At 45.1% G+C, this 24,116-nt stretch carries 27 protein-coding genes; 6 read left to right on the top strand and 21 right to left on the bottom strand.

Annotated elements, in window-relative coordinates; translation table 11 throughout:
* Positions 1-22: 22 nt before the first annotated feature.
* The 11 genes from ychF to bioD all read right to left on the bottom strand — a co-directional run bounded on the left by ychF (position 23) and on the right by bioD (position 9,504).
* Entirely contained in the window at positions 23-1,123 is a 1,101-nt protein-coding gene (gene ychF, locus Q7U10_09415) for a redox-regulated ATPase YchF (GenBank protein MDO8282819.1), read from the bottom strand.
* Between the two features lie 139 nt (positions 1,124-1,262).
* On the bottom strand, positions 1,263-2,330 hold the full coding sequence (gene thrC / locus Q7U10_09410; GenBank protein ID MDO8282818.1) for a threonine synthase: 1,068 nt from the start codon (positions 2,328-2,330) through the stop codon (positions 1,263-1,265).
* Positions 2,331-2,332: 2 nt separating this feature from the next.
* Positions 2,333-2,569 carry an NIL domain-containing protein gene (locus tag Q7U10_09405; GenBank protein ID MDO8282817.1) on the bottom strand — a complete coding sequence of 79 codons (237 nt, stop codon included), beginning with the start codon at positions 2,567-2,569 and terminating at the stop codon, positions 2,333-2,335.
* Positions 2,570-2,624: 55 nt separating this feature from the next.
* Positions 2,625-2,900, bottom strand: a complete 276-nt coding sequence (locus Q7U10_09400) for a MoaD/ThiS family protein (protein MDO8282816.1) — start codon at positions 2,898-2,900, stop codon at positions 2,625-2,627.
* A gap of 23 nt (positions 2,901-2,923) precedes the next feature.
* Complete coding sequence (gene thrC, locus Q7U10_09395; protein MDO8282815.1) at positions 2,924-4,171, bottom strand: threonine synthase; 1,248 nt, start codon at positions 4,169-4,171, stop codon at positions 2,924-2,926.
* Positions 4,172-4,188: 17 nt separating this feature from the next.
* A complete protein-coding gene (moeB, locus tag Q7U10_09390; GenBank protein MDO8282814.1) occupies positions 4,189-4,989 on the bottom strand; it encodes a molybdopterin-synthase adenylyltransferase MoeB in 801 nt (266 codons plus the stop codon).
* Positions 4,989-5,237 carry a sulfurtransferase TusA family protein gene (locus tag Q7U10_09385; protein ID MDO8282813.1) on the bottom strand — a complete coding sequence of 83 codons (249 nt, stop codon included), beginning with the start codon at positions 5,235-5,237 and terminating at the stop codon, positions 4,989-4,991. The genes moeB and Q7U10_09385 overlap by 1 nt, the downstream gene beginning before the upstream one ends.
* The gene (locus Q7U10_09380; protein MDO8282812.1) at positions 5,238-6,548 is read right to left on the bottom strand and encodes a homoserine dehydrogenase; all 1,311 of its coding nucleotides are present in this window, start codon (positions 6,546-6,548) and stop codon (positions 5,238-5,240) included. It lies immediately after the preceding gene.
* 146 nt (positions 6,549-6,694) lie between these two features.
* Complete coding sequence (locus Q7U10_09375; protein ID MDO8282811.1) at positions 6,695-7,870, bottom strand: aminotransferase class I/II-fold pyridoxal phosphate-dependent enzyme; 1,176 nt, start codon at positions 7,868-7,870, stop codon at positions 6,695-6,697.
* A 63-nt stretch (positions 7,871-7,933) separates the two neighbouring features.
* The gene (gene lipA, locus Q7U10_09370; GenBank protein ID MDO8282810.1) at positions 7,934-8,779 is read right to left on the bottom strand and encodes a lipoyl synthase; all 846 of its coding nucleotides are present in this window, start codon (positions 8,777-8,779) and stop codon (positions 7,934-7,936) included.
* An 11-nt stretch (positions 8,780-8,790) separates the two neighbouring features.
* Complete coding sequence (gene bioD / locus Q7U10_09365) at positions 8,791-9,504, bottom strand: dethiobiotin synthase (protein MDO8282809.1); 714 nt, start codon at positions 9,502-9,504, stop codon at positions 8,791-8,793.
* Positions 9,505-9,622: 118 nt separating this feature from the next.
* Here bioD and Q7U10_09360 point away from each other — a divergent pair, with 118 nt between their 5' ends.
* Both Q7U10_09360 and Q7U10_09355 read left to right on the top strand, forming a co-directional pair.
* Entirely contained in the window at positions 9,623-10,006 is a 384-nt protein-coding gene (locus tag Q7U10_09360) for a YkgJ family cysteine cluster protein (GenBank protein ID MDO8282808.1), read from the top strand.
* 226 nt (positions 10,007-10,232) lie between these two features.
* Complete coding sequence (locus Q7U10_09355) at positions 10,233-10,562, top strand: PilZ domain-containing protein (GenBank protein ID MDO8282807.1); 330 nt, start codon at positions 10,233-10,235, stop codon at positions 10,560-10,562.
* A gap of 1 nt (position 10,563) precedes the next feature.
* Here the strand turns inward: Q7U10_09355 and bioF are convergent, their stop codons facing one another.
* Together bioF and Q7U10_09345 are read right to left on the bottom strand one after the other, a co-directional pair.
* Positions 10,564-11,745 carry an 8-amino-7-oxononanoate synthase gene (bioF, locus tag Q7U10_09350; protein MDO8282806.1) on the bottom strand — a complete coding sequence of 394 codons (1,182 nt, stop codon included), beginning with the start codon at positions 11,743-11,745 and terminating at the stop codon, positions 10,564-10,566.
* Positions 11,726-12,370 (bottom strand): radical SAM protein, encoded by a 645-nt coding sequence (locus tag Q7U10_09345; GenBank protein MDO8282805.1) that lies wholly within the window; start codon positions 12,368-12,370, stop codon positions 11,726-11,728. Before Q7U10_09345 ends, bioF begins: the two co-directional genes overlap by 20 nt.
* A 100-nt stretch (positions 12,371-12,470) precedes the next feature.
* On the opposite strand from Q7U10_09345, the gene Q7U10_09340 reads away from it, so the two are divergent.
* From Q7U10_09340 to Q7U10_09330, 3 genes are read left to right on the top strand one after another with little or no spacing between them, the layout of a single operon-like run.
* Positions 12,471-13,751 (top strand): nodulation protein NfeD, encoded by a 1,281-nt coding sequence (locus tag Q7U10_09340; protein ID MDO8282804.1) that lies wholly within the window; start codon positions 12,471-12,473, stop codon positions 13,749-13,751.
* Positions 13,752-13,794: 43 nt separating this feature from the next.
* Positions 13,795-14,562, top strand: a complete 768-nt coding sequence (locus tag Q7U10_09335; protein MDO8282803.1) for a slipin family protein — start codon at positions 13,795-13,797, stop codon at positions 14,560-14,562.
* 36 nt (positions 14,563-14,598) lie between these two features.
* Positions 14,599-14,844, top strand: a complete 246-nt coding sequence (locus tag Q7U10_09330) for a PGPGW domain-containing protein (GenBank protein MDO8282802.1) — start codon at positions 14,599-14,601, stop codon at positions 14,842-14,844.
* 14 nt (positions 14,845-14,858) lie between these two features.
* Here the strand turns inward: Q7U10_09330 and Q7U10_09325 are convergent, their stop codons facing one another.
* The 7 genes from Q7U10_09325 to kdsB form a co-directional block, all read right to left on the bottom strand.
* On the bottom strand, positions 14,859-15,542 hold the full coding sequence (locus Q7U10_09325) for a type II CAAX endopeptidase family protein (protein ID MDO8282801.1): 684 nt from the start codon (positions 15,540-15,542) through the stop codon (positions 14,859-14,861).
* Positions 15,543-15,558: 16 nt separating this feature from the next.
* A complete protein-coding gene (locus Q7U10_09320) occupies positions 15,559-16,890 on the bottom strand; it encodes a TldD/PmbA family protein (protein ID MDO8282800.1) in 1,332 nt (443 codons plus the stop codon).
* A 72-nt stretch (positions 16,891-16,962) separates the two neighbouring features.
* Positions 16,963-17,331 (bottom strand): 6-carboxytetrahydropterin synthase QueD, encoded by a 369-nt coding sequence (gene queD / locus Q7U10_09315; protein MDO8282799.1) that lies wholly within the window; start codon positions 17,329-17,331, stop codon positions 16,963-16,965.
* Between the two features lie 13 nt (positions 17,332-17,344).
* Complete coding sequence (locus Q7U10_09310; GenBank protein ID MDO8282798.1) at positions 17,345-17,623, bottom strand: septum formation initiator family protein; 279 nt, start codon at positions 17,621-17,623, stop codon at positions 17,345-17,347.
* A gap of 59 nt (positions 17,624-17,682) precedes the next feature.
* Positions 17,683-18,957, bottom strand: a complete 1,275-nt coding sequence (eno, locus tag Q7U10_09305; protein ID MDO8282797.1) for a phosphopyruvate hydratase — start codon at positions 18,955-18,957, stop codon at positions 17,683-17,685.
* Positions 18,954-20,633 carry a CTP synthase gene (locus tag Q7U10_09300; GenBank protein MDO8282796.1) on the bottom strand — a complete coding sequence of 560 codons (1,680 nt, stop codon included), beginning with the start codon at positions 20,631-20,633 and terminating at the stop codon, positions 18,954-18,956. The genes eno and Q7U10_09300 overlap by 4 nt, the downstream gene beginning before the upstream one ends.
* Positions 20,606-21,373, bottom strand: coding sequence for a 3-deoxy-manno-octulosonate cytidylyltransferase (kdsB, locus tag Q7U10_09295; protein MDO8282795.1), 768 nt, complete (start codon positions 21,371-21,373; stop codon positions 20,606-20,608). Before kdsB ends, Q7U10_09300 begins: the two co-directional genes overlap by 28 nt.
* A gap of 115 nt (positions 21,374-21,488) precedes the next feature.
* On the opposite strand from kdsB, the gene Q7U10_09290 reads away from it, so the two are divergent.
* Positions 21,489-23,066: a radical SAM protein gene (locus Q7U10_09290; GenBank protein ID MDO8282794.1), complete on the top strand. Its 1,578-nt coding sequence runs from the start codon at positions 21,489-21,491 to the stop codon at positions 23,064-23,066.
* A 2-nt stretch (positions 23,067-23,068) separates the two neighbouring features.
* Here the strand turns inward: Q7U10_09290 and Q7U10_09285 are convergent, their stop codons facing one another.
* Positions 23,069-24,115, bottom strand: coding sequence for a hypothetical protein (locus Q7U10_09285; protein MDO8282793.1), 1,047 nt, complete (start codon positions 24,113-24,115; stop codon positions 23,069-23,071).
* Position 24,116 lies beyond the last annotated feature (1 nt).

Raw genomic sequence — 24,116 nt, 5'->3', positions numbered from 1 at the left:
GGCAGATTAAAAGGAATGCTGATCAAACGTTGAAGAGGAAATGCATGACATCGCCGTTGCAGACGACATACTCCTTGCCTTCTGTGCGGAGCTTGCCTGCTGTCCTTGCGCCTGCTTCGCCTTCATGCTCAATAAAATTCTCATAGGCAATGACCTCAGCGCGTATAAAGCCGCGTTCAAAATCATTATGAATTACAGCAGCAGCCTTTGGAGCCTTCCATCCGCGCTCGATAGTCCATGCGCGGACCTCTTTGACGCCGGCTGTAAAATAACTTATCAGACCGAGCGCGTGATAACCGTGGTGGATGATCTGGCTGAGCCCGCCTTCAGATACGCCGAGAGCATCGAGAAATTCATCGCGCTCCTCATCGCTCATCCCGGACATCTCTTCTTCGATCTTTGCGCATATCTTTACAGAATGTGCATTCTGCTCAGCGGCAAACATGTGAACCGCCTTAACATGATCGTTATCCTCTGCAAGGCCTTCTTCATCGACATTGGCAGCGTATATCACAGGCTTTAAAGAGATAAGCCGCACATCTTTGATCATCTCCATAAAGGCATCGGATTCACGTTCGCTGAAGCTGATTGCAGGCTTGCCTGTGTTCAGATGATCGAGCGTTCTCTTTGCCACATCAAGCAGCGGCTGAACTTTCTTATCAAATTTTGCCTGTTTATCAAGGCGTGATATCTTGTTCTCAAGCGCCTGAATATCGGCAAGCACCAGCTCTGTGTTTATGACCTCGATATCACGCAGAGGATTAACAGTGCCGTCAACGTGTATTATCGATTCGCTCTCAAAACATCTCACTACATGTACGATCGCCGAGGTCTCTCTTATATGCGAAAGGAACTGATTGCCGAGGCCCTCACCTTTTGATGCTCCTCTTACAAGACCGGCAATGTCAGTGAACTCCACGATAGCGTTCTGTACTCTTTCAGGATTTACAATGTCTGATAAATGATCCAGCCGCTTGTCAGGAACCGCAACTATCGCCTTGTTAGGTTCTATGGTGCAGAAAGGGTAATTTGCAGCAGCTGCATTTTGCGCCTTTGTAAGCGCGTTAAAGAGTGTCGATTTTCCAACATTCGGAAGTCCGACGATACCTATACTTAAAGCCATGATGATCTCCTGTTAATAATCTATATATTCAGGCCAATAACATGGCCGATGCTGCCTGATACACAAAAAATTCATAACATGCCGGCAGATATTGATGCAGTTACAAAAGAGTGAAAAGAAGGTAATAGTTAGAAGCGGGCTATATACAACAACCTCTTAATGCGTCCTCTATCGCAGAGATATCAGCCTTGACCTTTATCGGTGGCTCAGAGAGCTTAATTGCATTATCCGGATCCTTGAGTCCGTTGCCTGTCAGAGTACAGACGACTGTGCCGCCTTTAGAGAAATAGCCTTGATTGGAAAGCTTAATTACTCCTGCAAGAGATGCAGCTGATGCAGGCTCGCAGAAAATGCCTTCCCTTGACGCGATGAACTGATATGCCTGAAGGATCTCATCATCGGTAACAGAATCGATCACGCCTCCGGATTCATCCCTCGCATTCTCAGCGCCTTTCCAGCTGGCAGGATTGCCTATCCTGATGGCAGTAGCTATTGTTTCAGGTTTCTCAACCGGGTGCCCGAGTACGATAGGCGCAGCTCCGGCAGCCTGAAAGCCGAGCATCTTCGGCAGTGAAGAGCTTATACCTGCTTCTTTATACTCTTTGTATCCTTTCCAGTAAGCTGTAATATTGCCTGCATTCCCAACAGGCAGTGCGTGGAAGACGGGAGCGAAGCCAAGCTGGTCGCAGACCTCAAACGCCGCTGTCTTCTGCCCCTCTATCCTGAAAGGGTTAATTGAATTCACAAGTGAAATTGGATGCCTTTTTACGATCTCCTTAACAATATTAAGCGCCTCATCAAAGTTGCCGTCAACCTGGATTACCATAGAGCCGTGTATCATCGCCTGAGCCAGCTTGCCCATGGCTATCTTGCCTTCAGGAATAAGAACGATACATGATATATCAGCCTTTGCAGAGTATGCCGCGGCAGAGGCGGATGTGTTGCCGGTTGAAGCGCAGATAACAGCCTTTGTCCCTTCTTCAACAGCCTTGGTTATTGCAAGGGTCATGCCGCGGTCTTTAAAGGAGCCGCTCGGGTTAGAGCCCTCAAATTTAAAATAAAGTTCTATGTCAGCGTTAACAACCTCATTTATGCGAGATGCCTTGATGAGAGGCGTATTGCCCTCATTAAGTGTAATGACAGGCGTGCTGTCAGTTACAGGCAGAAATTTTCTATAGCTCTCGATCAATCCGGGCCAGGGCTTCATACTCATTCTACGATATCACCCTCGACAAGCTCCACATCAATGCCTTGCTCCCTGAGATACGCAATTCCATTACTGAGGTCATTTTCTTCACCATTAAGCTCAAGCACCATCTCGCCAACGGTATCAGTGACCCTTGCCCTTCTTATGCTGGGCATTATATTGAAATCCTTAGCCATCATAAATATCACCGGCTCCTGAATCAGGTGCTGCGGGAATGTCAACCTAACCCTTCTCTTCATTATTCAACCTCCGATAAAATCGATCACACAGATAAAAAGTCCTGAGTAATAATTATTAGAACCCTCCTGCTATCGCAGGGACTATAGAGACCTCATCTCCATCTTTGACTAATGTCTCTTCATTGCTCATGAACCTGATATCTTCTTCATTGACATAGATATTCACAAACCTTCTGATCTTATCGCCCTCGCATATCCTCTCTGCGATGCCGCTGTACTTCTGATCAAGGTCTTTTATAAGTGATATTACAGTTCCTGCTTCACCATCTACCGTTTCCTGCCCCTGCGTCAGCCTCTGAAGCGGTACAGGTATCATTACTTTAACAGACATTTATATTACCTCCCGTTATACGATTACTTTTTTGAACCAGAGTTTATCTTCTCAAGAACCTCTTCAAAAGCGCCAAGCTTGGGCTTTATATAATGCGGCTCAACTGTCTTTCCTATCAATGCTTCCTGTGTCTTCAAACCGTTGCCTGTAATGCAGAGAACAGTTACATCATCCTTCTTTATATGGCCGCTCTTAATAAGCTTTATGGCAGACGCAAGTGTGACGCCTCCTGCGGTCTCGGCAAAGACACCTTCAGTTCTTGCCATTAGCTTGATAGCCTCAACTATTTCATCATCAGATACGTCTTCCCCATAACCGCCGCTCTCTTTTATTACCTGTGTTGCGTAGAAGCCGTCAGCAGGATTGCCGATCGCAAGTGATTTTGCGATCGTATCAGGCTTAACAGGTTTTATAACATCGATACCTGCCTTGATGGCGGTCACGATAGGCGAACATCCTGTTGCCTGCGCGCTGAAGACCTTTGTCTTCATCTCATCAATAAGACCTATCTTCTTCATCTCTTTAAAGCTCTTCCATATCTTTGTCATGAGGGAACCGCTGGCGCACGGCACAACAACCGCGTCAGGAGCCTTCCAGCCTAACTGTTCGATTATCTCATACCCCTGAGACTTGGAGCCCTCAGCGTAGAACGGCCTTATGTTGATATTGACAAATGCCCAGCGATATTTATTGGCAACCTCGCTGCAGAGCCTGTTTACCTCGTCATAATTTCCATCAACCGCGATGAGGTTCGGCTCATACACAAGTGAAGCTATGATCTTGCTCTTTTCAAGGCTTGCGGGTATAAAGACGAACCTCTTGAATCCTGCCATTGCACCGTGCGCAGAGACTGAATGCGCAAGGTTGCCTGTAGATGCGCATGCAACGGTATCGAACCCGAACTCCTTTGCCTTGGCAAGAGCCACAGCAACAACCCTGTCCTTGAATGAAAGAGTAGGATGAGCAACTGTATCGTCTTTAAGATAGAGCGACTTAAGGCCAAGATGCGCCGCAAGGTTATCAGCCTTTATAAGAGGCGTATATCCTGTATGTAATGCTGTAGTCGGCTCTCCCTCAATAGGAAGAAGCTCCCTGTAGCGCCAGAGATTTTGAGGCCTTGACTCTATCAGCTCTCTGGTCAGCGTATTTTTTATGCCGTCATAGTCATAGACAACTTCAAGAGGCCCGAAACAGAATTCGCACACATATATAGGGTCTACGTTGTATTCTCTTCCACACTCCCTGCATTTAAGCCCTTTAACAAAACTCATAATTTCACCTTATCTATCTATATTGAACAGTATTCTTCTTCACAGTCTTTTAATTCAGTAATGGTCGGGTTCGCGCCGCATACCTTGCAGTCCGGATTCTTGGGCACCTTCACCTTTCTGAAGTTTACACCAAGCGCATCATATATCAAAAGCTGGTTCATCAACGGTTTGCCCTTGCCGAGTATAAGCTTAAGCACCTCGGTCGCCTGTAATGCGCCTATCACTCCCGGAAGGACTCCAAGCACGCCTGCCTCCTGGCATGAAGGAACAAGTCCCGGCGGAGGCGCTTCTTCAAACAGGCAGCGGTAGCAGTGCCCTTCTCCCGGCATTATTGTAGTCACCTGCCCTTCAAATCTCAGTATGGCTCCGCTGACAAGCGGTTTCCCGGTCATTACACATGCATCGTTTATCAGATACCTGGTGGGGAAGTTATCCGTACCGTCAATAATAATATCATAGTCAGCTATGATGCCGAGAATATTTTTGCTGTTCAGCCTCTCTTTTATAGTGACAACATTCACATCAGGGTTAAGCCCCTCAAATGTCCTCTTGCAAGAGTCTGCTTTATTTACTCCAAGCGTACTGACGCTGTGGGCGATCTGCCTCTGGAGGTTGCTGAGTTCAACCAGGTCATTATCTACCATTGCTATTGTGCCGACTCCGGCAGCTGCAAGATAGTAACCCACCGGGCAGCCGAGCCCGCCTGCGCCTGCTATCAATACCTTTGCGGCAGATATCTTCTTCTGCCCCTTGCCGCCGACCTCCGGCAGAATTATGTGCCTGCTGTACCTGTTTAATTGCTCTTCTGTGAAATCCATTAATCCTCTACCTCTTTCCTTACGAAAACGACCCAATCTTTATCATCTATCTTTTCCACACTGATAACATTATGCCCGTAATTGATCATGGCCTTTGGAATACTGACGGCAGCCTCAGGGTAATCAAGAATTATGCGAAGCACCTGCCCCACCTCAATATCCTCCATGGCAAGTTTTGACTTCACAAGGGTGTAAGGACAGAAAACGCCTCTTATATCGAGATGTTTATCAGCCTTTATTTCTCCCACCTATTCCTCTTCGCCCTCAACTCTTATAAATACCGTCTTTTCAGCAACACTGGAGAGTTTATTGATCTCCCTCAGCGCCTTTGCCATATCCTTTTCCCTTGCCTTATGGGTCATCATGACAACCGGCACAGCCTTCTTCTCCCTGCTCTTCTGTATCATGGATCTGATACTTATATTATGTTTACCCAGGATACCGGATATCCGTGAAAGGACACCGGGTTTATCCAATGCGGTCAATCTCAGATAGTATGATGTATAGACATCGTCCATATTCTTAAAGGTAACACCAGGATTCTCAGGCATACCCAATCCCTGTATCCTCTGCTGAGAACAGTTCTTGATGCCTCTTGCTATATCAATTATATCGCTGACAACTGCATTGCCCGTGGGCATCTCTCCCGCACCTCTGCCGTAGTACAAACCGGGGCCTGCCGCCTCGCTCTCAATATATACAGCATTAAGCACACCATTGACATTTGAAATGAGATAGTCCTTCGGCAGCATTGTCGGATGCACCCTTACCTCGACCTCGTTTCCTGACTGTTTGGCTATGGCAAGAAGTTTTATCTTGTAGCCGAATTCAGTTGCGAACTGGATATCTATCGGAGCAATGCCTGTTATGCCCTCTGTATATATCTTCTTAAATGAAAATGGAAGCCCGAAACAGAGCGAAGCAAGTATCGCTATCTTGTGGGCCGAGTCAATCCCTTCAATATCAAATGTCGGGTCTGCCTCTGCATATCCAAGCGCCTTTGCCTCATTGAGCGCGGTTGTGAAATCCATACCCTCATAGGTCATCTTTGAAAGAATATAGTTTGCTGTACCGTTGATTATCCCGTATATCGATTTGATCCTGTCGCCTGCCATTGACTCGCGCACAACCTTGATAATAGGTATGGCGCCTGCAACCGCTGCCTCAAAGCCAAGGGCTACTTTATACTTCTTTGCGGCATTAAACAGAAGCCGGCCTTCAGTCGCAAGCAACGCCTTATTGGCTGTGACAACATGCTTGGAATTCTTCAAGGCATTAAGAACGAATTCCTTTGCAGGATGAATTCCTCCTATAAGCTCGACAACTATATCTATCTCAGGGTTGTTAATAACAGCTGAAACATTATTAACGAGCATCCCTTTGGGAAGCTTCAATCCCCTGTCCTTCTTAATATCAAGATCAGCTATTCTCTTAAGCCTGACAGGAAAACCTATTCTTCTCTCGATCTCCCTGGCCTGATTTAGAAGGATACGAGCTGTTCCTGTGCCTACAGTGCCGAAGCCTATTATGCCGACATTTATTTCTGATCTATCCGTCATAACCCATTGATCCTTTTGTATAGACTATATCTTAATTAAATATTGGAAGTAGTATTATGCGATAACCCTTGAAATTTATTCAAGAGTTGACGGCAAAGTAGTAGAGAGATTATTGAAAACTGGAGAGCGGCAGAATGTCTGCGGCTTTAACCTGAACCCAACGCCTTCTTAATGCCTCTTGTTGCCTGTCTTATTCTATGTTCGTTCTCAACAAGCGCGAATCTGACAAAACCTTCGCCTGCCTGGCCGAAACCTATTCCCGGAGAGACGGCAACTCCAGCCTCTTTTAAGAGAAACTTTGTAAACTCAAGAGAACCCATGCTCTTGAATTCATCTGGTATTTCAGCCCATGCAAACATGGTAGCCTTCGGAGGCTCTATGTGCCATCCCGCAGCATTCAGCCCCTGAATAAGCACATCCCTTCTGTGTTCATAAGTCTTTGCAATTTCAGTTACACAGCTCTGGTCACCCCTTAATGCGATAATGCTCGCTATCTGTATCGGCTGGAACATTCCATAATCCAGATAGCTCTTTATGGTAGTCAGCGCTCCTACTACCTCGGGATTCCCAACACAGAACCCGACTCTCCAGCCCGCCATGGAATAGCTCTTTGTGAGTGAGAAAAATTCCACGCCCACATCCTTCGCGCCCTTTGCCTGCATAAAGCTCGGCGCTTTATAGCCGTCAAAAACAAGGTCGGCATAAGCGAAATCATGGATCACGATAATATTGTTCTCTTTCGCAAAATCGACGATCTTCTCAAAGAACGGCAGCTCAGTGCACGCGGTGGTCGGATTGTGCGGAAAGTTTATGAGCAGCACCTTGGGCCTCGGCCAGGCAGATTTAAAAGCATCTTCCATGCTCTTGAAGAAGTCAATATCTTTTTGAACAGGTATGCTTCTCACATCACCCCCGGCAAGTATAAAACTATATGGATGGATCGGATAAGCAGGCGCCGGCGTAAGCACGAGGTCTCCGGGCTCGATTATCGCATATGCAAGATGAGAGAGGCCCTCTTTTGAGCCTATAGTGACAACAACCTCGGTCTCATGATCAAGGTCAACATCAAAACGCCTCTTATACCATTCAGCCATTGCAAGCCTTAACTGCGTGATGCCTTTAGAAGCTGAATACCTGTGGTTCTTCGGATTCAGAGATGCTTCACAAAGCTTGTCAACAATGTGCTTTGGTGTCGGGAGGTCAGGGTTGCCCATTCCGAGGTCGATGATGTCCTCCCCCCTTCTTCTTGCCTCCATCTTGATCTTGTTTACAATTGCAAAGACATAAGGCGGAAGGCGTTTGACTCTATTGAACTCGTACATGTAATTAACCCGTTTAAAATTTTAAGTTATAAGTTAAATGTTGAAAAACAGATTTCGTTATGTTTACTTTTTGATCTCATTATACATTTCATCAGCATTCATAGAGCTTCGTGTCAAAGGCGATGAAGCAACCGCCTTAAATCCCATCTCAAGCCCGATCTTTTTATACTGCTCAAAAATCTCAGGCCTCACATATTCTACAACAGCCGGATTATCTCTGCCAGGCCTTAAGTACTGCCCTATGGTCAGGAAGTCACAGTTGACGCTTCTAAGATCCTCCATGAGAGATATTACTTCCGCCCCTTTCTCTCCGAGCCCCAGCATTATACCGGATTTTGTCCTGATCTCAGGATGAAAAGTCTTGGATGATTTTAACACATTCAGAGAAATTGAGTAATCAGCCATTTGCCTTATTTCAGCATAGAGCCTGGGGACAGTCTCAAGGTTATGATTATATACATCAGGCCCTGCGTCAAGAACCGTCTTCAACGAAGCAGCATCACCTCTGAAATCAGGTGTGAGCACCTCGATCTTTATCCCCTTTATCTTTCTTCTTAACGAATAGATGGTTGCGGCAAACTGGGCTGCGCCTCCATCAGAAAGGTCATCTCTTGTAACAGAGGTCACTACAACAAATCTCAGTCCAAGCGCATGTGCAGCGTCAGCTACCTTCTCCGGCTCATCACTATCCGGAGGGTATGGGATCACGGATTCAACAGCGCAAAAAGAGCAGTTCCTTGTGCACCTGTCACCAAGGATCATGAATGTCGCCACATCACGGGAAAAACACTTGCCCTGATTAGGGCACCTTGCTTCTTCGCATACTGTTGAGACGCCATGATCTCTCAGTATCTTCTTGGTCCTGTGCATTCCGGACATCGGCACCTTTATCCACTCAGGATGACGCATTACCATAGATGTTAACCTGTACAGGATTCTCTGTTTAACAATATATTGTTCACAATATTCCTGAATGTTTTCTTCATTAAGACAGACTCTGCCTTTGCAGCAAATGGGACTTCACCGAGTATATCCGCCTTGCCGATACTTCTGATCATATTAGGGTTGGAAGAGACAGACGCATCTTTTGCAGCTTTCATAGAATGATTAAGAATCACACCTATGACGTTGATGCCTACATCCCTTGCGGCTTTTAATGTGAGAAGCGTATGGTTTATGGTTCCAAGCCCAGGACGTGCGACTATTATAAGAGGAATGTCCATATCCTTAATGAGATCTATGAAGAGATACTTTTTATATAGCGGCACCATCATGCCGCCGGAACCTTCCACAATTGTGAAATCATATTTTTTTCTAAGCATGTTATAGCCGGCGATGATCTTCTTCTTGCTTATAACTGCGTTATCTTTCTCAGCCGAAGCAGAAGGTGCAAGAGCATGTCTGAACCTGTACGGATTCACGGTATCAAGTGGTTCGTTGAGCCCTGAAGCCTCTAAAAGTTTAAGCGCATCAGCAGGCACTAAAAGACCGCCTCTCGTTGCGCAGCCGGTCTCAGCAGGCTTCATGGGACAGGACCTGTAACCCATCGCATTCAATGAACGCAGAATGCCTGCTGTTACAAAGGTCTTGCCTACTCCGGTGTCAGTGCCGGTTATGAATAATCCTCTTCCCATCAGCTCTTAATATTAACTCCCGAAGCAGTGTGATTTTAGACACAATATAATACAATATTGACAACACCCATAAATATAAGTAGATTAGTTTCTCATTATTAGTACAGCACAGATCATTATGGCTAAAGATAACAAAATAATAAAATCAAAAGTTAAGGCAGCTGACAAAGACAGCAGTATATGCATCAAATGCACATCACTCTGCTGCATGGATCTCACATATACAATTACAAGGCCCAGGACAAGGGCTGATATAGATGAGCTTAAGTGGGACCTTCAGTATGACATTGTTAACGTATACATCAAAAACAAAAGGTGGTATGAGACATTCAAAGGAAAGTGTATGTATCTTGCCGTTGATAATCTATGCATGATATATGACAAGCGTCCTAAAAAGTGCAGAGACCACCTGCCCCCGGCATGTGAAAAATTCGGTGATTATTATGATGTCCTGATAACAACTCCTGAAGAACTCGAAAAACACCTCAAAAAATCAACGTAAACTTGCCTGCGACATTATTTGCACTAAAATGCCTATTTTTTAAGCATCATTCTACATATTGTGTGTCATTTCGCACACAAATGTATTTTTATAAACACAGAGCCAAAGATATGATTTATCTTAAACAACCCATAACATCTTGTAAAATATTGATATATTGCAAGATTAGATTCCTGGCACATAACTTGCTTTATACTACTTACTATTGATTTAAAGTTAAATATTAATGGAAAAAAGAGAATCTAAAAGAATCAGCCTGAGTGTAGATGCTGAGGTAACAACCAGAGGCAACTCATATTCTGTCTCTGTTGAAAATATCTCTCAGCGAGGTATGTGTCTGGTCGCCCCGACTTCTGCAACAGTTGAAGACTTCATTCCGGGCTCAACATTAGGAATTAATTTCAAAGCGCCTACCGGTGAAAAGATATCACAGCACTGCGAGATAAAGTGGCTGAGGATAGATGCCGAACCGCTTATAGGCCTGATATACAATATCGGACTGCAAGCAATCGCGCCTCCCCCGATATACAATGAAGTTTACATGAATCTTTTATAGATCATAATCCTGCTTTGTTTCGTATTTCACCCAGTATTTTAATCAAATTCACAATATCACCTTCATCATGCCCTGCTGTAACAGAGAACCTTATTCTGCATCTTCCTTCAGGAACGGTCGGCGGCCTTACCGGAAGGGCTAATATTTTATTTTTATAAAGTTCCGCTGATATCTCAAGTGTATCTTTTATCTCTCCTGTAAGGATTGGGATTATCGGGGTTTCAGAGCCAAGTAATTTAAACCCTATACCTTCAAGTCCTTTCCTGAGCCTGTCTGAATTATTTAACAGCCTCGCCCTTAGATCTCCTGAATCAGAAGCAACAATATCAATAGCTGTTATAGCTGCTTCGGCAATCGCAGGCGGAAGTGACGTAGAGAAGATAAAACTCCTTGCGGTGTTGATAAGGTAATCTATCAGTTCCTGAGGTCCGGCGACAAAGGCGCCAAAACATCCGAGCGCCTTGCTGAGCGTTCCCATCTGAATGATCTCATCATTATCAATACCAAAATACTCAAGCCCGCCCTTCCCGTTCTTGCCAAGGACTCCGGTAGCGTGGGCATCATCAACCATCAGCAGTGCTTCATACTGTTTACTCAAGTATGAGATATCCTTCAGCGGAGCAATATCTCCATCCATGCTGAATACTGAATCAGTAACTATCAATCTCTTCCTAATCTTACTACCTGCGGCAGATGCGCTTAAAAGACTTTCGAGATGGCCGATATCCTTATGCCTGTATATCTTCACCTCAGCCTTTGAAAGCCTAATCCCGTCTATTATGCTTGCGTGATTCAGCTCGTCACTGAAGATCACAGAATCTGAATTCGTTATAGCAGGAATAATCCCTGTATTTGCGGCATATCCCGTATTAAAGAGAAGCGCAGCTTCTGTCCCTTTAAACCTGGCGATACGATCTTCAAGTCTTTTGTGCGGGAGATAAGTGCCGGAAAGGAGGCGTGATGAACCTGAACCGAAACCATACACCCTGACAGCATCGGCAAGGGCATTAATTATTTCAGGACGGCAAGATAAATTCAGGTAATCATTAGATGCGAAATTAATGAACGGCTCGCCGTCTATTATGACCTTTGAGCCGTGAGATGAATCAAGACAGATGAGTTTCCTTAAGAGACCCCTGCCTTCAAGGTCTTTCAGCGCGCTCTCAAACTCCTTCATGCTCATCTTGAGCCCATATATATTTATGGAGCTGAAGCTGGAACCTTACAGCAAGTTTATCCTTTAATATCCAGGTTGCCAGAGCCTTGGGTTCAAGCATTCCGTATGCAGGTGAAAAGAGTATGTTCTGAAATTTATCCAGCAGATTATGCTCGGCAATGAAATCCCTTGCCCAGATATAATCAGCTTCATCAAGTATGACAAACTTAAGTTCATCCGTCTTCTTCAGAAGCAGGAAGTTTTTGTAGTTGATCCTCTTACTCATGCCGCTTCCGGGAGTTTTGACATCCATGATTATTCTTAGCCTGTCGTCCAGGCACCCGATACATATGGAACCGTTAGTTTCAATAAGAACGGTATAGCCTTTATCCAAAAGCGTCTTTATAAGAGGAGGCGTATCAGCCTGAAGAAGCGGCTCCCCTCCGGTAAACTCAACGAGCTTAGCCCCGTACTCCTCTATCTTTGAGATTATCTCGTTATCAGAAAGCTCTTTACCGTCGTAACGTGCATAATTCGTGTCACAGTAGGCACACTTGAGGTTGCAGCCTGAGAGCCTGACGAAGGTACAGGGAAGCCCGGCATATGTGGATTCGCCCTGAATACTTTTGAATATTTCATTAACCTTGATCATGAGATTGATATATAATAGCACAATATTCCTGAACTTCGATCAGCAATATAGGCATCTGATACAATTGACAGACACATTCAAATAACTTATTATTTTGCAAATGGCCAGAAAATTTTATCTTACATTCCTTGCACTTGCAGTATTATTAATTTCCCCAGTCATAGCATCCGCTGATGTGATGGTGATCAAGGCTGTAGGCGTGGTAAACCCGGTTATGTCGGAGTTCATATCAAAGAGCATTGATGAGGCAGCCGAGACATCCAGCCTTCTTGTGATACAGCTTGATACGCCAGGCGGGCTTGATACCTCTATGCGATCCATAGTCCAGAAGATCAAAGCCAGCGCGGTCCCGATAGTTGTCTATGTTTCTCCGGGCGGAGCACGCGCAGCATCAGCAGGTGTATTCATAACTCTTTCAGCACATATAGCAGCAATGGCAACAAGCACCAATATAGGCGCTGCCCATCCCGTAAGTGTCGGTGAGAAGATGGATGAGACCACATCAAAAAAGGCAGAGAACGATGCTGCTGCATATATTAAATCAATAGCTGAAAGCAGAGGAAGGAACGCAGAATGGGCAGAAAAAGCAGTAAGGGAGAGCGTCTCTATAACAGAGACAGACGCGTTACAATCCAACGTCATCGATCTTATAGCGCCTGATTTACAAACACTGCTGAATGATATTGACGGCAGAAAGGTAATTACATCGAAAGGCGAAACAGTCATTAGATCTTCCGGCCAGAAGATTACATACAAAGAGAGAAGTTCAAGTATGAAGATACTGGACTTTATAAGCGACCCGAGCGTGGCTTACATACTTATGATGCTCGGATTCTACGGCATATTCTTTGAGATGACAAACCCCGGCGCCCTATTCCCCGGTGTATTCGGCTCAATATCCCTGATACTCGCATTCTACTCCTTCCAGACCCTGCCTGTTAATTACGCAGGGGTATTACTTATCCTCCTCGCTGTCATCCTATTTATCCTTGAGATAAAGATCATCTCTTATGGCATACTTACTATCGGAGGCGTGATATCAATGTTGATAGGCTCAATAATGCTTTTTGATTCAACACAGCCGTTCTTCAGGCTTTCTTTAAAGGTCATTCTGCCTGCTGTCATTATTACAGTTCTCTTCTTCACACTGACAGCATCACTTGCTTTTAAGGCCCACAGAAGAAAACCTGCCACAGGCAAAGAAGAATTAATAGACAGCGAAGGAGAGGCAAGGACTGACATACATGAAGCAGGAAGGGTATTTATCCATGGAGAATTATGGAACGCATGGAGCGATGAACCGATAAAGAAAGGTGAAAGAGTAATCGTAGATGCGGTAGAGAATCTGAAATTAAAGGTACACTTAAAAACAGAAAGTTAAGAGTTAAGAAATCCAATCAATAACAATATAAAAGGAGGATAAAATGTTTCAGCTTCCAATGGGATTAATAGCGGGTCTTGTTTTAATAATCTATTTTTTATCAAGCGCGATACGCATACTTCGGGAATATGAGAGAGGTGTCGTATTCAGGCTCGGCAGAATTATCCCGGTAAAAGGTCCCGGCCTGATAATACTTTGGCCTTTGCTTGATAAGCTGGTCAGGGTAGACCTGCGTACAATAACATTCGATGTGCCGGCGCAGGACATAATAACTAAAGACAACATATCTGTTAAAGTCAATGCCGTTGTATATTTCAGGGTTATTGACCCGACAAAAGCTATCACCGCTGTTGAAGATTTTCACTATGCCACATCACAGATATCACAGACAACCTTAAGAAGCGTGCTTGGGCAGAGTTCCCTCGACGACCTGCTTGCCAAAAGAGACGAACTGAATGCTGATCTGCAGAAGATAATTGACGAACAGACCGAGCCGTGGGGCATTAAAGTCTCTATCGTTGAGGTAAAGAACGTTGATCTGCCACCGGAAATGCAGAGGGCAATCGCAAAGCAGGCTGAAGCTGAGAGGGAACGCAGGGCGAAGGTCATTCACGCAGAAGGTGAATTCCAGGCATCACAAAAACTCGCCGATGCCGCAGCAATTATCTCATCACAGCCTGCAGCATTGCAGTTAAGGTTTCTCCAGACTCTCACTGAGATAGCGACAGAGAAGAACTCAACGATAGTGCTGCCTATTCCCATAGATCTGATAGAGCCTTTTTTAAAGAGAATAAAAAAAGAGGTTGAGTAGGCAGTTAGGCGAGATTTGTTTTAAACTATATTCATCATGAAACATCTCGTCATCAAAACATACAAACAGGCAAGACGCATCGTCATGGTCGTGGTCGGTTTCACCGTAGTCCTTCTTGGAATCATAATGCTAGTAACGCCAGGGCCCGGCCTCGTCGCCATAGTCGCGGGACTCGCAATGCTGGGCACTGAGTTTCTATGGGCAAGAAGATTACTCAAAAGATTCGGCGACGGAGCAAATAATATTAAGAACTCGGTATTTAATAATAAGAAGAAAGTCTGATACAGTTTTCTCCCTTAAATAAATTTAAATACAGCCTTGGGAATAACTCCGGCAAAGTCGATGAAGTTGATGGCGAAGTGAGCTAACATGATGGCAGGCAGAGACCGCGTTCTCAGATATGCCGTCATGAAAACCGCGCCGATAATTGATGTTATAACTATGGCGTGGAGGCCGAGGCTCCAGTGGATTAGGCCGAAAGCAGCTGAAGAAATAACGACTATAGCAAACGGATTCTCTGTGTACCTGCTGATGAAGGTGTGCATGAAACCGCGGAAGATGAGTTCTTCAAATATCCCCACCATTAATAGTCCAAGCGTAAGGTCTATCCAATCCCAGGCAGGGTTTGTGATAGCCGGCATACCGCCGAGCGGAGAGTATCCGGGGAGATTCGCTATTAACTGATACCCATTTTGATCGATCACTGTACCTACGAGCGCCACGATCAGAAATGCAATCAAAAATGACGGCACTGATTGAGTTGTCAGCCCGAACTCCGAGGCCCGCATTTTCTTTTTAGAGATCAACCAAAGCGTGACAAGGAAGGGGAAAAGCTTTACACCGGCATAGTCTATAAACAACCAAAGGTGCCAGTCTTTGACAAAGATACTCGCGAAATCGTTCAGATAGAACGGACTGACCAATAAGAAGAAAGCCATGATGTAAAGCGGGGTTTTTCTCTTTGCTACATCTTCTATCATGGAAAACACCAACTCCTCAGGCGCTTATATCCATCTCGCCTATCAACAAACTCGGAGAACCTATCCTGCCGTAGAACTCAAGGTCGCTGCCGACCTGCTCAACCATCTTGAACATGTCGAGGATATTGCCAGATATGACCGCCTCTTTAAACGGATAGGCCATCTGCCCAGCTTCGATCATGAGCCCTGATATCCCGATGGAGAAATCTCCTGAAACAGGGTTTGCCATATGCACGCCCATGACGCTGGTGATAAGAATGCCTTTTGACAGAGAGCTGATAATAGTTGCCTTATCATTGCCGTTCTTCTCTGGCTCTATATACAAGTTGGTAATGCCGACTCCGGGGAGCCCTTTTGAAGAAGACCTTACTGCATTTCCTGTAGACGCAACGTTCTCTTTTTTTGCGGTATAGGTGTTATGAATGAAACCATTGAGCACACCTTCGGATATGAGAACTTTCTTTTGCGCAGGCACGCCTTCATCATCTGTTAGTGAAGAGCCTATGCCCCACGGCAGCAGTCCGTCGTCAATAATATTTACCTGAGAGGATGCGACTGTCTTTCCTGACTTGCCTCCAAAGAAAGACCTCTGCTTCTGAACAGCATCAGCAGAAAAAGAAGCGCTGAGCACTTCCAGAAATTCCACAGCGATATCAGGAGGCAGAACTATCGGGAGCTTCATAGCTGTAATTCTTCTTGAGCCTAAAAGTTCAAGCGCTCTCTTTGCAGCATTGACAGCAACCGGCATGACCTGCAGGTCAGCCGCCCTCCTCTTGACTGAATAATCAGATCCGACCTGACTGTCTCCGCTTTCGTTCTCAGCAAAGGCAACTATCTGCGCTGAGATATGGCTGCTTTGATATGAAATACTTACGCCATTGGAATTGACGATAGCGGTTTTATAAACACCGGAACTTACACCGGCCTTTCTAACTCTCTTCACATACTTGTCATATGATAGAGAAGATTCTTCTAAAGATATTGCGAGCCTGATCAGCTCTGCTTCACTTATACCTGCAATGGCGCTGTCAAATACAGGCACATCAGACGGCGCAAGCATCTGCGGGATGACATTATAGATATCCTCTGCTGACCAGCGCGACCCCTCTATCGCCTCATCAATGACCTTATCAGCAACAGAAATATCGGTTGTGAAAGAAAACCCGAGCCTTCCGTTCTTTATGACCCTGACAGCGACAGCTGCATCCAGTGACGCCTCAAGCGCATCGACCTCGCCATCCTTTACCTCAACAGAGATCCCTTTGCCTGAGCTTACAAACGCCTCTGCGGAATCAGCGCCTTTGCTTAATGCTTTTTTTACGATATCTTCGGCTAAATTCAGGTCCATGATATTTAAGGGCGTTAAGATATTACAGTAGTTAGATGAAGCGAATCATACGAAATGCAAAGCTGATACCTTCTACTCAAAATATGTTGCGGAACATGTCTCGGATTCCCACACTGTGACTGATGTGCAGGATACGCCCTTGTCCTCGATCTTCTTGCTGATAGAGTCGTAAAGCCATTTAGCGATGTTTTCTGAAGAAGGGTTGATCTCGGTAAAAGGGAATATCTGATTAAGGTCAGTGTGGTCAAGGGACATTATCACCTCATTGGAGATATCCTTTAATTTATGGAAATCAATTGCCAGGCCTATCTCATTAAGGTAAGCTGAAGAAACCGTGACCTGCACCCTCCAGTTATGGCCATGCATGGATTCACATTTCCCCTTGTATCCCCTTAACTGATGTGCTGCTGCAAACTGTGATTCTACTGTAAGTTCGTACATATATTATCTCTCTTCAATGATCTTCATTAAACTTAAAAATAAGTTCTCCCTCTTTTGTAAGCCCCTGCCCCCTTGCTATCTCCTCAACGTTTTCAGGATTCCTCTTCAATACCTCAACCTGCTGCCGGATCTCGTTATTCTGCTTTTCGATCCTGCTGTTCTCAGCCATGATCTGGCCTTTATCAGACTGCAGCTTTCTGTATCTAAGTATTCCCTTTTCACTAAAAATGAGGCTGAGCGTAAGACAGATCAAGACCAGTATCGCGAACGTAAACATAACGATCTGTCTCATCTTTCTATTCTGGGTAACCTGATTTCTGCGTACGCTTCGCATATTAAATAATATATCTTTTAGCTTAAATTGTAAAAAACTTTCTTCCCACTGTAAACAGCGGAGCTGCCCAATTCTTCTTCGATCCTCAGCAGCCTGTTATATTTGGCTATCCTGTCTGTCCTTGATAAAGAGCCTGTCTTGATCTGGCCGGTATTGCACGCAACACAAAGGTCAGCAAGCGTTGTATCCTCTGTCTCGCCGGACCTGTGTGAAACAACCGCTGTATATCCCGCCCTCTTTGCCGTCTCAATGGTCTCAAGCGTCTCAGTAAGCGTCCCGATCTGATTAAGCTTGATCAGTATGGAATTAGCTACGCCTTTCTTAATACCGTCAGATAATATCTCCTTGTTGGTTACAAAGAGGTCATCGCCTACGATCTGAACCTTATCGCCGAGCCTTTCCGTCATCTTCTTCCAGCCGGACCAGTCATCCTCTGAGAGGCCGTCCTCTATGGATATGATAGGATATTTTTTTACAAGTTTTTCATATGTGCTGATCATTTCATCTGAAGTGAGAGACTTGCCTTCAAAATTGTATTTACCGTTTTTGCAGAATTCAGAAGAGGCGCAATCAAGGGCAAGAAAGACATCCTTGCCTGCCGCATACCCCGCGTTAGAGATAGCCTTTATTATCAGGCTGCATGCTTCTTCATTGCTCTTCAGGTTTGGAGCAAAACCTCCTTCATCACCGACAGATACGCTCAGGCCCTTTGACTTCAGCAGGCTCTTGAGGCTGTGAAATATCTCAGCACCCATTCTCAACGCTTCCCTGAAGTTCGGCGCGCCGACCGGCATTATCATGAACTCCTGAATATCAAGGTTGTTATCAGCATGTGCTCCGCCGTTAAGTATGTTCATCATGGGCACAGGAAGTTCCTTTGCATTCACTCCGCCGATATACTTGTAAAGCGGCAGGCCCGCATCCATGGCAGCAGCCTTTGCAATTGCAAGAGAGACCCCGAGTATGGCATTGGCGCCGAGCTTCTTCTTGCTCTTTGTGCCGTCCAGTTTGATCATAAGATCATCCAGATACGCCTGCTCGTCTGCGTCAGCTCCAAGGATATGCGGCGCTATCTTTTCATTGACATTCTTAACAGCCTTTCTGACACCCAATCCTGAATAGCGTTTTTCATTATCACGCAGTTCAATCGCCTCTTTCTGCCCTGTTGAAGCGCCGGAGGGAACTGAAGCCCTTCCATATGCGCTGCTCTCAAGAACCACATCAACCTCGACAGTAGGATTTCCCCTGCTGTCAAGTATCTCCCTTGCAAATATTTCAGCTATCTCGCTCACTCAGACACCTCCGATTTCTTAATTTGTTTGTCTGTGAAAAGAAGTTTCCTGCCCTTGTAAGCAGCCTCAATAAATGAGCTGAATACAGGATGGGGAGCAAGAGGCCGCGACTTGAACTCAGGATGGAACTGGCAAGCAAAAAACCATGGATGGTCCTTTATCTCAACAGTTTCAACCAGCTCCTTGTCCGGACTCGTCCCGCTGACCATAAGCCCTTTCTTCAAAAATGTCTCTTTATATTTGTTATTAAATTCATATCTGTGCCTGTGCCTTTCAGATATCTCTTTTTGCCCGTAAGCATTTATTGCTATTGTATCATCCTCAAGCACGCAGGGGTATGCGCCAAGTCTCATCGTACCGCCCTTATCAGAAGACATATCCCTCTTCTGGATCGTCTTTGTCCTGAAATCATACCATTCTGACATCAGGTATATGACAGGATAAGGCGTCTCTTTATTGAATTCAGTGCTGTTTGCCCCCTGCATCCCGCATACATTACGCGCAAATTCTATCACGGCACAGTGCAGGCCGAGACAGATGCCGAAGAATGGTATCTTCTTCTCCCTTGCGTACCTCACAGCCTCTATTTTGCCCTCAATGCCCCTGTCTCCAAAACCTCCGGGGACCAAAATAGCATCTATATCAACAAGTATCCTATCAACACCGTTCTTCTCTATATCTTCAGCATCAATATAAAGTATATCCACCTTGACATTATTAGCGATGCCGCCATGGATGAGAGCCTCGTTAAGGCTCTTGTATGAATCTTTAAGCCCGACATATTTGCCGACTATCGCGATCGTAACCGTGTCCTCAGGGTTCTTCAGTTTCTCAATTACATCCTGCCATTTGGAGATATCAGGCTCTTTGGCATTCAGGGAGAGTTTATTGTTGATCAGACGATCAAGCCCCTCTTCTTTAAGCGCGAGAGGCACTTCGTATATAGATTCAACATCCATGGCTGTGATGACAGAGTCAATATCAACATTGCAATGAAGTGCTATCTTCTTCTTGAAATGCTCTGAAAGCAGCCTGTCGGTACGGCAGAGAAGAATATCAGGCTGAATACCGATGGCCCTAAGTTCCTTAACGCTGTGCTGGGTGGGTTTTGACTTCAGTTCACCTGAAGTTGGAATGAAAGGCACAAGGGTAAGATGAATATAAATTACATTCTCTTTTCCGGCATCATACCTGAACTGCCTTATGGCCTCAAGAAAAGGCAGGCTCTCAATGTCGCCGATAGTCCCGCCGATCTCAACAATGACCACATCATAATCACCGGATACAGCCTTTATATAATTCTTGATCTCATCTGTTATATGAGGCACGACCTGGACAGTCTCACCCAGATAATCCCCCCTTCTCTCCTTCTGGATCACATTATTGTAGATCCTTCCGGTGGTGCAGTTGTTCGTCTGCTTCATCCTTGTTGATGTAAATCTTTCATAATGCCCAAGGTCAAGATCGGTCTCTGCTCCGTCATCGGTTACAAAGACCTCGCCGTGTTGGAACGGACTTAAAGTGCCGGGGTCAACATTGATATAAGGGTCAAGTTTCTGGATAGTCACCCTGAGCCCCCTTGCCTCAAGAAGCGCGCCGACTGCTGAAGCAGCGATACCCTTGCCGAGCGATGAAACCACCCCGCCTGTTATAAAGATATATTTTGTCTTAGCCATTCTTCCGCCCTCTTAAGATCGTCAGCCGTATCAATACCAAGTGTGTCATATATCGTCTCCTTAACCTTTATCTTCATTCCTGAGTTAAGCGCCCTGAGCTGCTCAAGCCGTTCGATCATCTCTATAGAGGATTCACCCAGCCCGGTAAATTTAAAAAGATCCGTTTTTTTGAATGCATAAATCCCTATGTGTTTATATATCGAAATACTGCCCGACATCCTGATACTATCAAGCCCGGCCCACTCATCCCTGTGATACGGGATTGGCGACCTTGAGAAATAAAGGGCAAAGCCGTCATCGTCCATAACAACCTTCACAACATGAGGCGAAAGCACCTCCTGGATATCTGTGATCTTTTTTGCGAGAGTGCCGATAGAAGCCCTGCTATCCTTGAGCATCATCTCCACAAGGCTGTCTATCATCACCGGCCTTATGAAAGGCTCGTCACCCTGAACATTCACAACAATATCACACTCTAAACCTGCGGCCGCCTCTGCAACCCTGTCTGTGCCTGTGGCATGGGTCCCGGAGGTCATCAAGGCTTCGCCGCCAAACCCTGTTACAGTATCATAAATCCTTTTGTCGTCAGTCGCAACATATGTCTTGCTTACAAGCCCTGCCCTTACAGTCTGTTCATATACATGCTGAATTATTGGTTTTCCATTAAGCAGGGCAAGGGGTTTTCCGGGGAAGCGGGTTGCGTTGAAACGCGCCGGGACTATCGCAACCACTTTTTGCATGTATTAGTTTACACTTTCAAATACAAAATGTAAATTACTAATTTACCTCTTCTCATAGCGCCTGTTGATGATAAATTGATAGACTTTTTTAGCGTTAACTGATAGTATCTATGCGATGAAACTGCTCCTGCTTTCAGTACAATCAAATGCCTACCTTACAGGCCTGAAATATCTGGCTGCCAATGCTATTGCAAACAGCCATGATACGCAGATACTGCACCTGCCGGGATATTTTGAAGAGAGTCTCGATCCTGAGGTTGAGAAGTTCATTAAGGACTTCAACCCTGACCTGATAGGCATAAGCCTCATGTCAATTGAGTTCTACCCCACTATAAACCTGACCCGCCTTCTCCGCGAAAAGTTTAAGACACCCATAATCTGGGGCGGTGTGCATTCTGTTATCAAACCGGATGAATGCATTAAACACGCTGATTATGTATGCTGCGGTGAGGGAGAGAGGGCGATTGTATCGCTGCTGAATCATTTAAAAGACAAAGGAAGAGATATCCCGCCTGCGATCCCGAATATCTGGATGAATCATAACGGGGATATAATCAAGCAGCCCCCATCTTTGCCTGAGATAGAACTTGACAGCCTCCCGATCCAGGAATATCTTCCAAAGGATTTTTACGTTTTGCACGAAGGCAAGATATTCAACTATTCAAAAAATCCCCGCCTCTTCCGCAAACACGCTCTGTACGGCGGAACATGCCACATGATGATAACCACCAGGGGATGCCCGTTTAATTGCGGCTACTGCGCCAATTCATATCTCAGCAAGGTATACGGCAGAAAGATCAGAGAGAGGTCTGTTGAAAACTGCATGACAGAATTGAAGGAGATAAAGAAAGACCCCTATGTTCTCTATATAAACTTTGAGGACGATTGCTTCTTTTCTCACAGCAAAGAATGGATAAGTGAATTCTGCAGAGAGTACAAGGAGCATATAAACCTGCCGTTCATGGTTCGTGCCATCCCGACATTGCTTGACAGGGAAAAGCTGGCGATACTTGACAAGGCTGCCCTGAGCTGGATAATCATGGGGGTGCAATCAGGAAGCGACAGGGTGAATTTAGAGGTCTACAACAGAAGCATTAAATTTGAGACGGTCAGAAAGGCCGCAGAGATGCTTACTGAATTCAGGGTTGTCCCGTATTATGAGATGATAACCGACAACCCTTATGAGAGTGAAAAGGATTCTATGGAGACTATTGCCGCAATGTCCAGCCTCAAGAAGCCATATACTATCTCTCTATCGCATCTCACATTCTTCCCCGGCACCCCGCTGACAGAGAAGGCTATTGATGACGGCATTGCCGACCCTGATGCATATCTTCAAAGGTATATGGTCGATATAGACAAGACATATTTCAACAAGCTCCTGAGCATGACACCATACATCCCGAGCTGGGTGGTCAGGTTCCTTAACAAGCCTGATGCATCAAGAACTACGGTACACATTCTTTCACTGAAGACACTGCATTTTATCGTTAAGAGAAGCGTTGAGCCGGTAATTTATTTGTACCTGATAATGAGGTCACTCGATTACAATATCATCTGGACTTTACGCACCATAAAAGGAAACTGGAGATCAGCTGTCTCAAAATTCATATCAAACTACCTCGGAAAGAACGACCTGAAGTACGGAAGAAAGCTTACATCTTTTAAGGATAAAGAGATCGGGAAGTTATAATCCTATTGCCCCATGCCGGAGTAAAGCCCTATTATCTTCCTGCCTAAATCCTCTGCATCAGGCTTTGAAGATGCGGCTTCATCCTTTATGAGTAAAGTATTGAACAGATAAGAACATGTGTCAGAGACATCTCCTTCTTTAACCAATGAGAGGCTTACAGGAAAGAATACCTGGCCGGCAGAAGTTTCAGGCTTTCTTACGCATACAGCTATGCCGTCGAAAAGTGTCTTTCCGTCACAACTCAAGGGCCTGATGACCATATCGGCAGAGGCATAAGCAAGCGAGAGCATCCTGTGATTACTATAATCGATAAAAAGAATATTATCCGGCATCCTCTTTCCCGTGTCCTTGATAACGTGCTCAAGTTTGGAAGAGAACTTCTCGGAAAAAGATACGGCGATACCTGTATCAGGATCAAGATACTTCTTCAATAAAATATCGAGAATATCAAAAGACAAGGACGGGAACCTTGTGTTGGAAAAGAGTACGGCCTTCTTTTTGGATCTCATCTTCTCCAACTGTGCCGTCTCATTGCTGCTCAAGCCTGACGGTATCTGAATAAATGAGGGTATCATCTCAAATTTCTCTCTGGACTTGTAATGAATGGAAGCGACCTCATATGTATGTTTGTCACCGCAGATAACACGGTTTGAAAGTGAGAAAGAGAGGTGAATAAGCATCTGGCCGCCCATCTTGCTCCTGAGCTGGCCGAAGACTGAGAAGAGCTCGGGGTGCAAGGTAATGAAGGTCCTGCTTAACATAAACCTGCCGAGAAAGATAGCAGTGAACATCTTCATCAGGCCGGGACGTGTGTATCCTTTGGTCAGAAAATGTACCGCATCTTTCCCCAATCCATAACGTAAAACCTTCAATATAAAACCCAAATAATTCCTGTTATCAACAAACCCCTTCTCAATGGAAGGATTATCTGAAATATTAATGACCGAACACTCATGCCCTTCAGCAGTCAATCTATTATAGAGAGAAAGATTGTGCAGACTCTCCTCTTCATACGGAGGGGCGAAATTACCTATAAGAAGTATCTTCATG

The organism is Thermodesulfovibrionia bacterium (assembly GCA_030646035.1).
Classification (GTDB): domain Bacteria; phylum Nitrospirota; class Thermodesulfovibrionia; order UBA6902; family UBA6902; genus JACQZG01.
The sequence above is the reverse complement of the archived record's forward strand: the minus strand, read 5'-3'. Positions and strand labels throughout refer to the sequence as shown.

Coding starts and splice junctions, on each gene's coding strand:
- Q7U10_09285 (MDO8282793.1), bottom strand. CDS start 24,115: ATGAAGATACTTCTTATAGGTAATTTCGCCCCTCCGTATGAAGAGGAG.
- Q7U10_09400 (MDO8282816.1), bottom strand. CDS start 2,900: ATGTCTGTTAAAGTAATGATACCTGTACCGCTTCAGAGGCTGACGCAG.
- kdsB (MDO8282795.1), bottom strand. CDS start 21,373: ATGCAAAAAGTGGTTGCGATAGTCCCGGCGCGTTTCAACGCAACCCGC.
- Q7U10_09340 (MDO8282804.1), top strand. CDS start 12,471: ATGGCCAGAAAATTTTATCTTACATTCCTTGCACTTGCAGTATTATTA.
- Q7U10_09405 (MDO8282817.1), bottom strand. CDS start 2,569: ATGAAGAGAAGGGTTAGGTTGACATTCCCGCAGCACCTGATTCAGGAG.
- Q7U10_09375 (MDO8282811.1), bottom strand. CDS start 7,870: ATGTACGAGTTCAATAGAGTCAAACGCCTTCCGCCTTATGTCTTTGCA.
- Q7U10_09345 (MDO8282805.1), bottom strand. CDS start 12,370: ATGATCAAGGTTAATGAAATATTCAAAAGTATTCAGGGCGAATCCACA.
- queD (MDO8282799.1), bottom strand. CDS start 17,331: ATGTACGAACTTACAGTAGAATCACAGTTTGCAGCAGCACATCAGTTA.
- Q7U10_09310 (MDO8282798.1), bottom strand. CDS start 17,623: ATGAGACAGATCGTTATGTTTACGTTCGCGATACTGGTCTTGATCTGT.
- bioF (MDO8282806.1), bottom strand. CDS start 11,745: ATGAGCATGAAGGAGTTTGAGAGCGCGCTGAAAGACCTTGAAGGCAGG.
- ychF (MDO8282819.1), bottom strand. CDS start 1,123: ATGGCTTTAAGTATAGGTATCGTCGGACTTCCGAATGTTGGAAAATCG.
- moeB (MDO8282814.1), bottom strand. CDS start 4,989: ATGGATTTCACAGAAGAGCAATTAAACAGGTACAGCAGGCACATAATT.
- Q7U10_09330 (MDO8282802.1), top strand. CDS start 14,599: ATGAAACATCTCGTCATCAAAACATACAAACAGGCAAGACGCATCGTC.
- Q7U10_09360 (MDO8282808.1), top strand. CDS start 9,623: ATGGCTAAAGATAACAAAATAATAAAATCAAAAGTTAAGGCAGCTGAC.
- thrC (MDO8282818.1), bottom strand. CDS start 2,330: ATGAAGCCCTGGCCCGGATTGATCGAGAGCTATAGAAAATTTCTGCCT.
- Q7U10_09290 (MDO8282794.1), top strand. CDS start 21,489: ATGAAACTGCTCCTGCTTTCAGTACAATCAAATGCCTACCTTACAGGC.
- Q7U10_09380 (MDO8282812.1), bottom strand. CDS start 6,548: ATGACGGATAGATCAGAAATAAATGTCGGCATAATAGGCTTCGGCACT.
- Q7U10_09355 (MDO8282807.1), top strand. CDS start 10,233: ATGGAAAAAAGAGAATCTAAAAGAATCAGCCTGAGTGTAGATGCTGAG.
- lipA (MDO8282810.1), bottom strand. CDS start 8,779: ATGCGTCATCCTGAGTGGATAAAGGTGCCGATGTCCGGAATGCACAGG.
- Q7U10_09320 (MDO8282800.1), bottom strand. CDS start 16,890: ATGGACCTGAATTTAGCCGAAGATATCGTAAAAAAAGCATTAAGCAAA.
- Q7U10_09325 (MDO8282801.1), bottom strand. CDS start 15,542: ATGATAGAAGATGTAGCAAAGAGAAAAACCCCGCTTTACATCATGGCT.
- bioD (MDO8282809.1), bottom strand. CDS start 9,504: ATGGGAAGAGGATTATTCATAACCGGCACTGACACCGGAGTAGGCAAG.
- Q7U10_09300 (MDO8282796.1), bottom strand. CDS start 20,633: ATGGCTAAGACAAAATATATCTTTATAACAGGCGGGGTGGTTTCATCG.
- thrC (MDO8282815.1), bottom strand. CDS start 4,171: ATGAGTTTTGTTAAAGGGCTTAAATGCAGGGAGTGTGGAAGAGAATAC.
- Q7U10_09335 (MDO8282803.1), top strand. CDS start 13,795: ATGTTTCAGCTTCCAATGGGATTAATAGCGGGTCTTGTTTTAATAATC.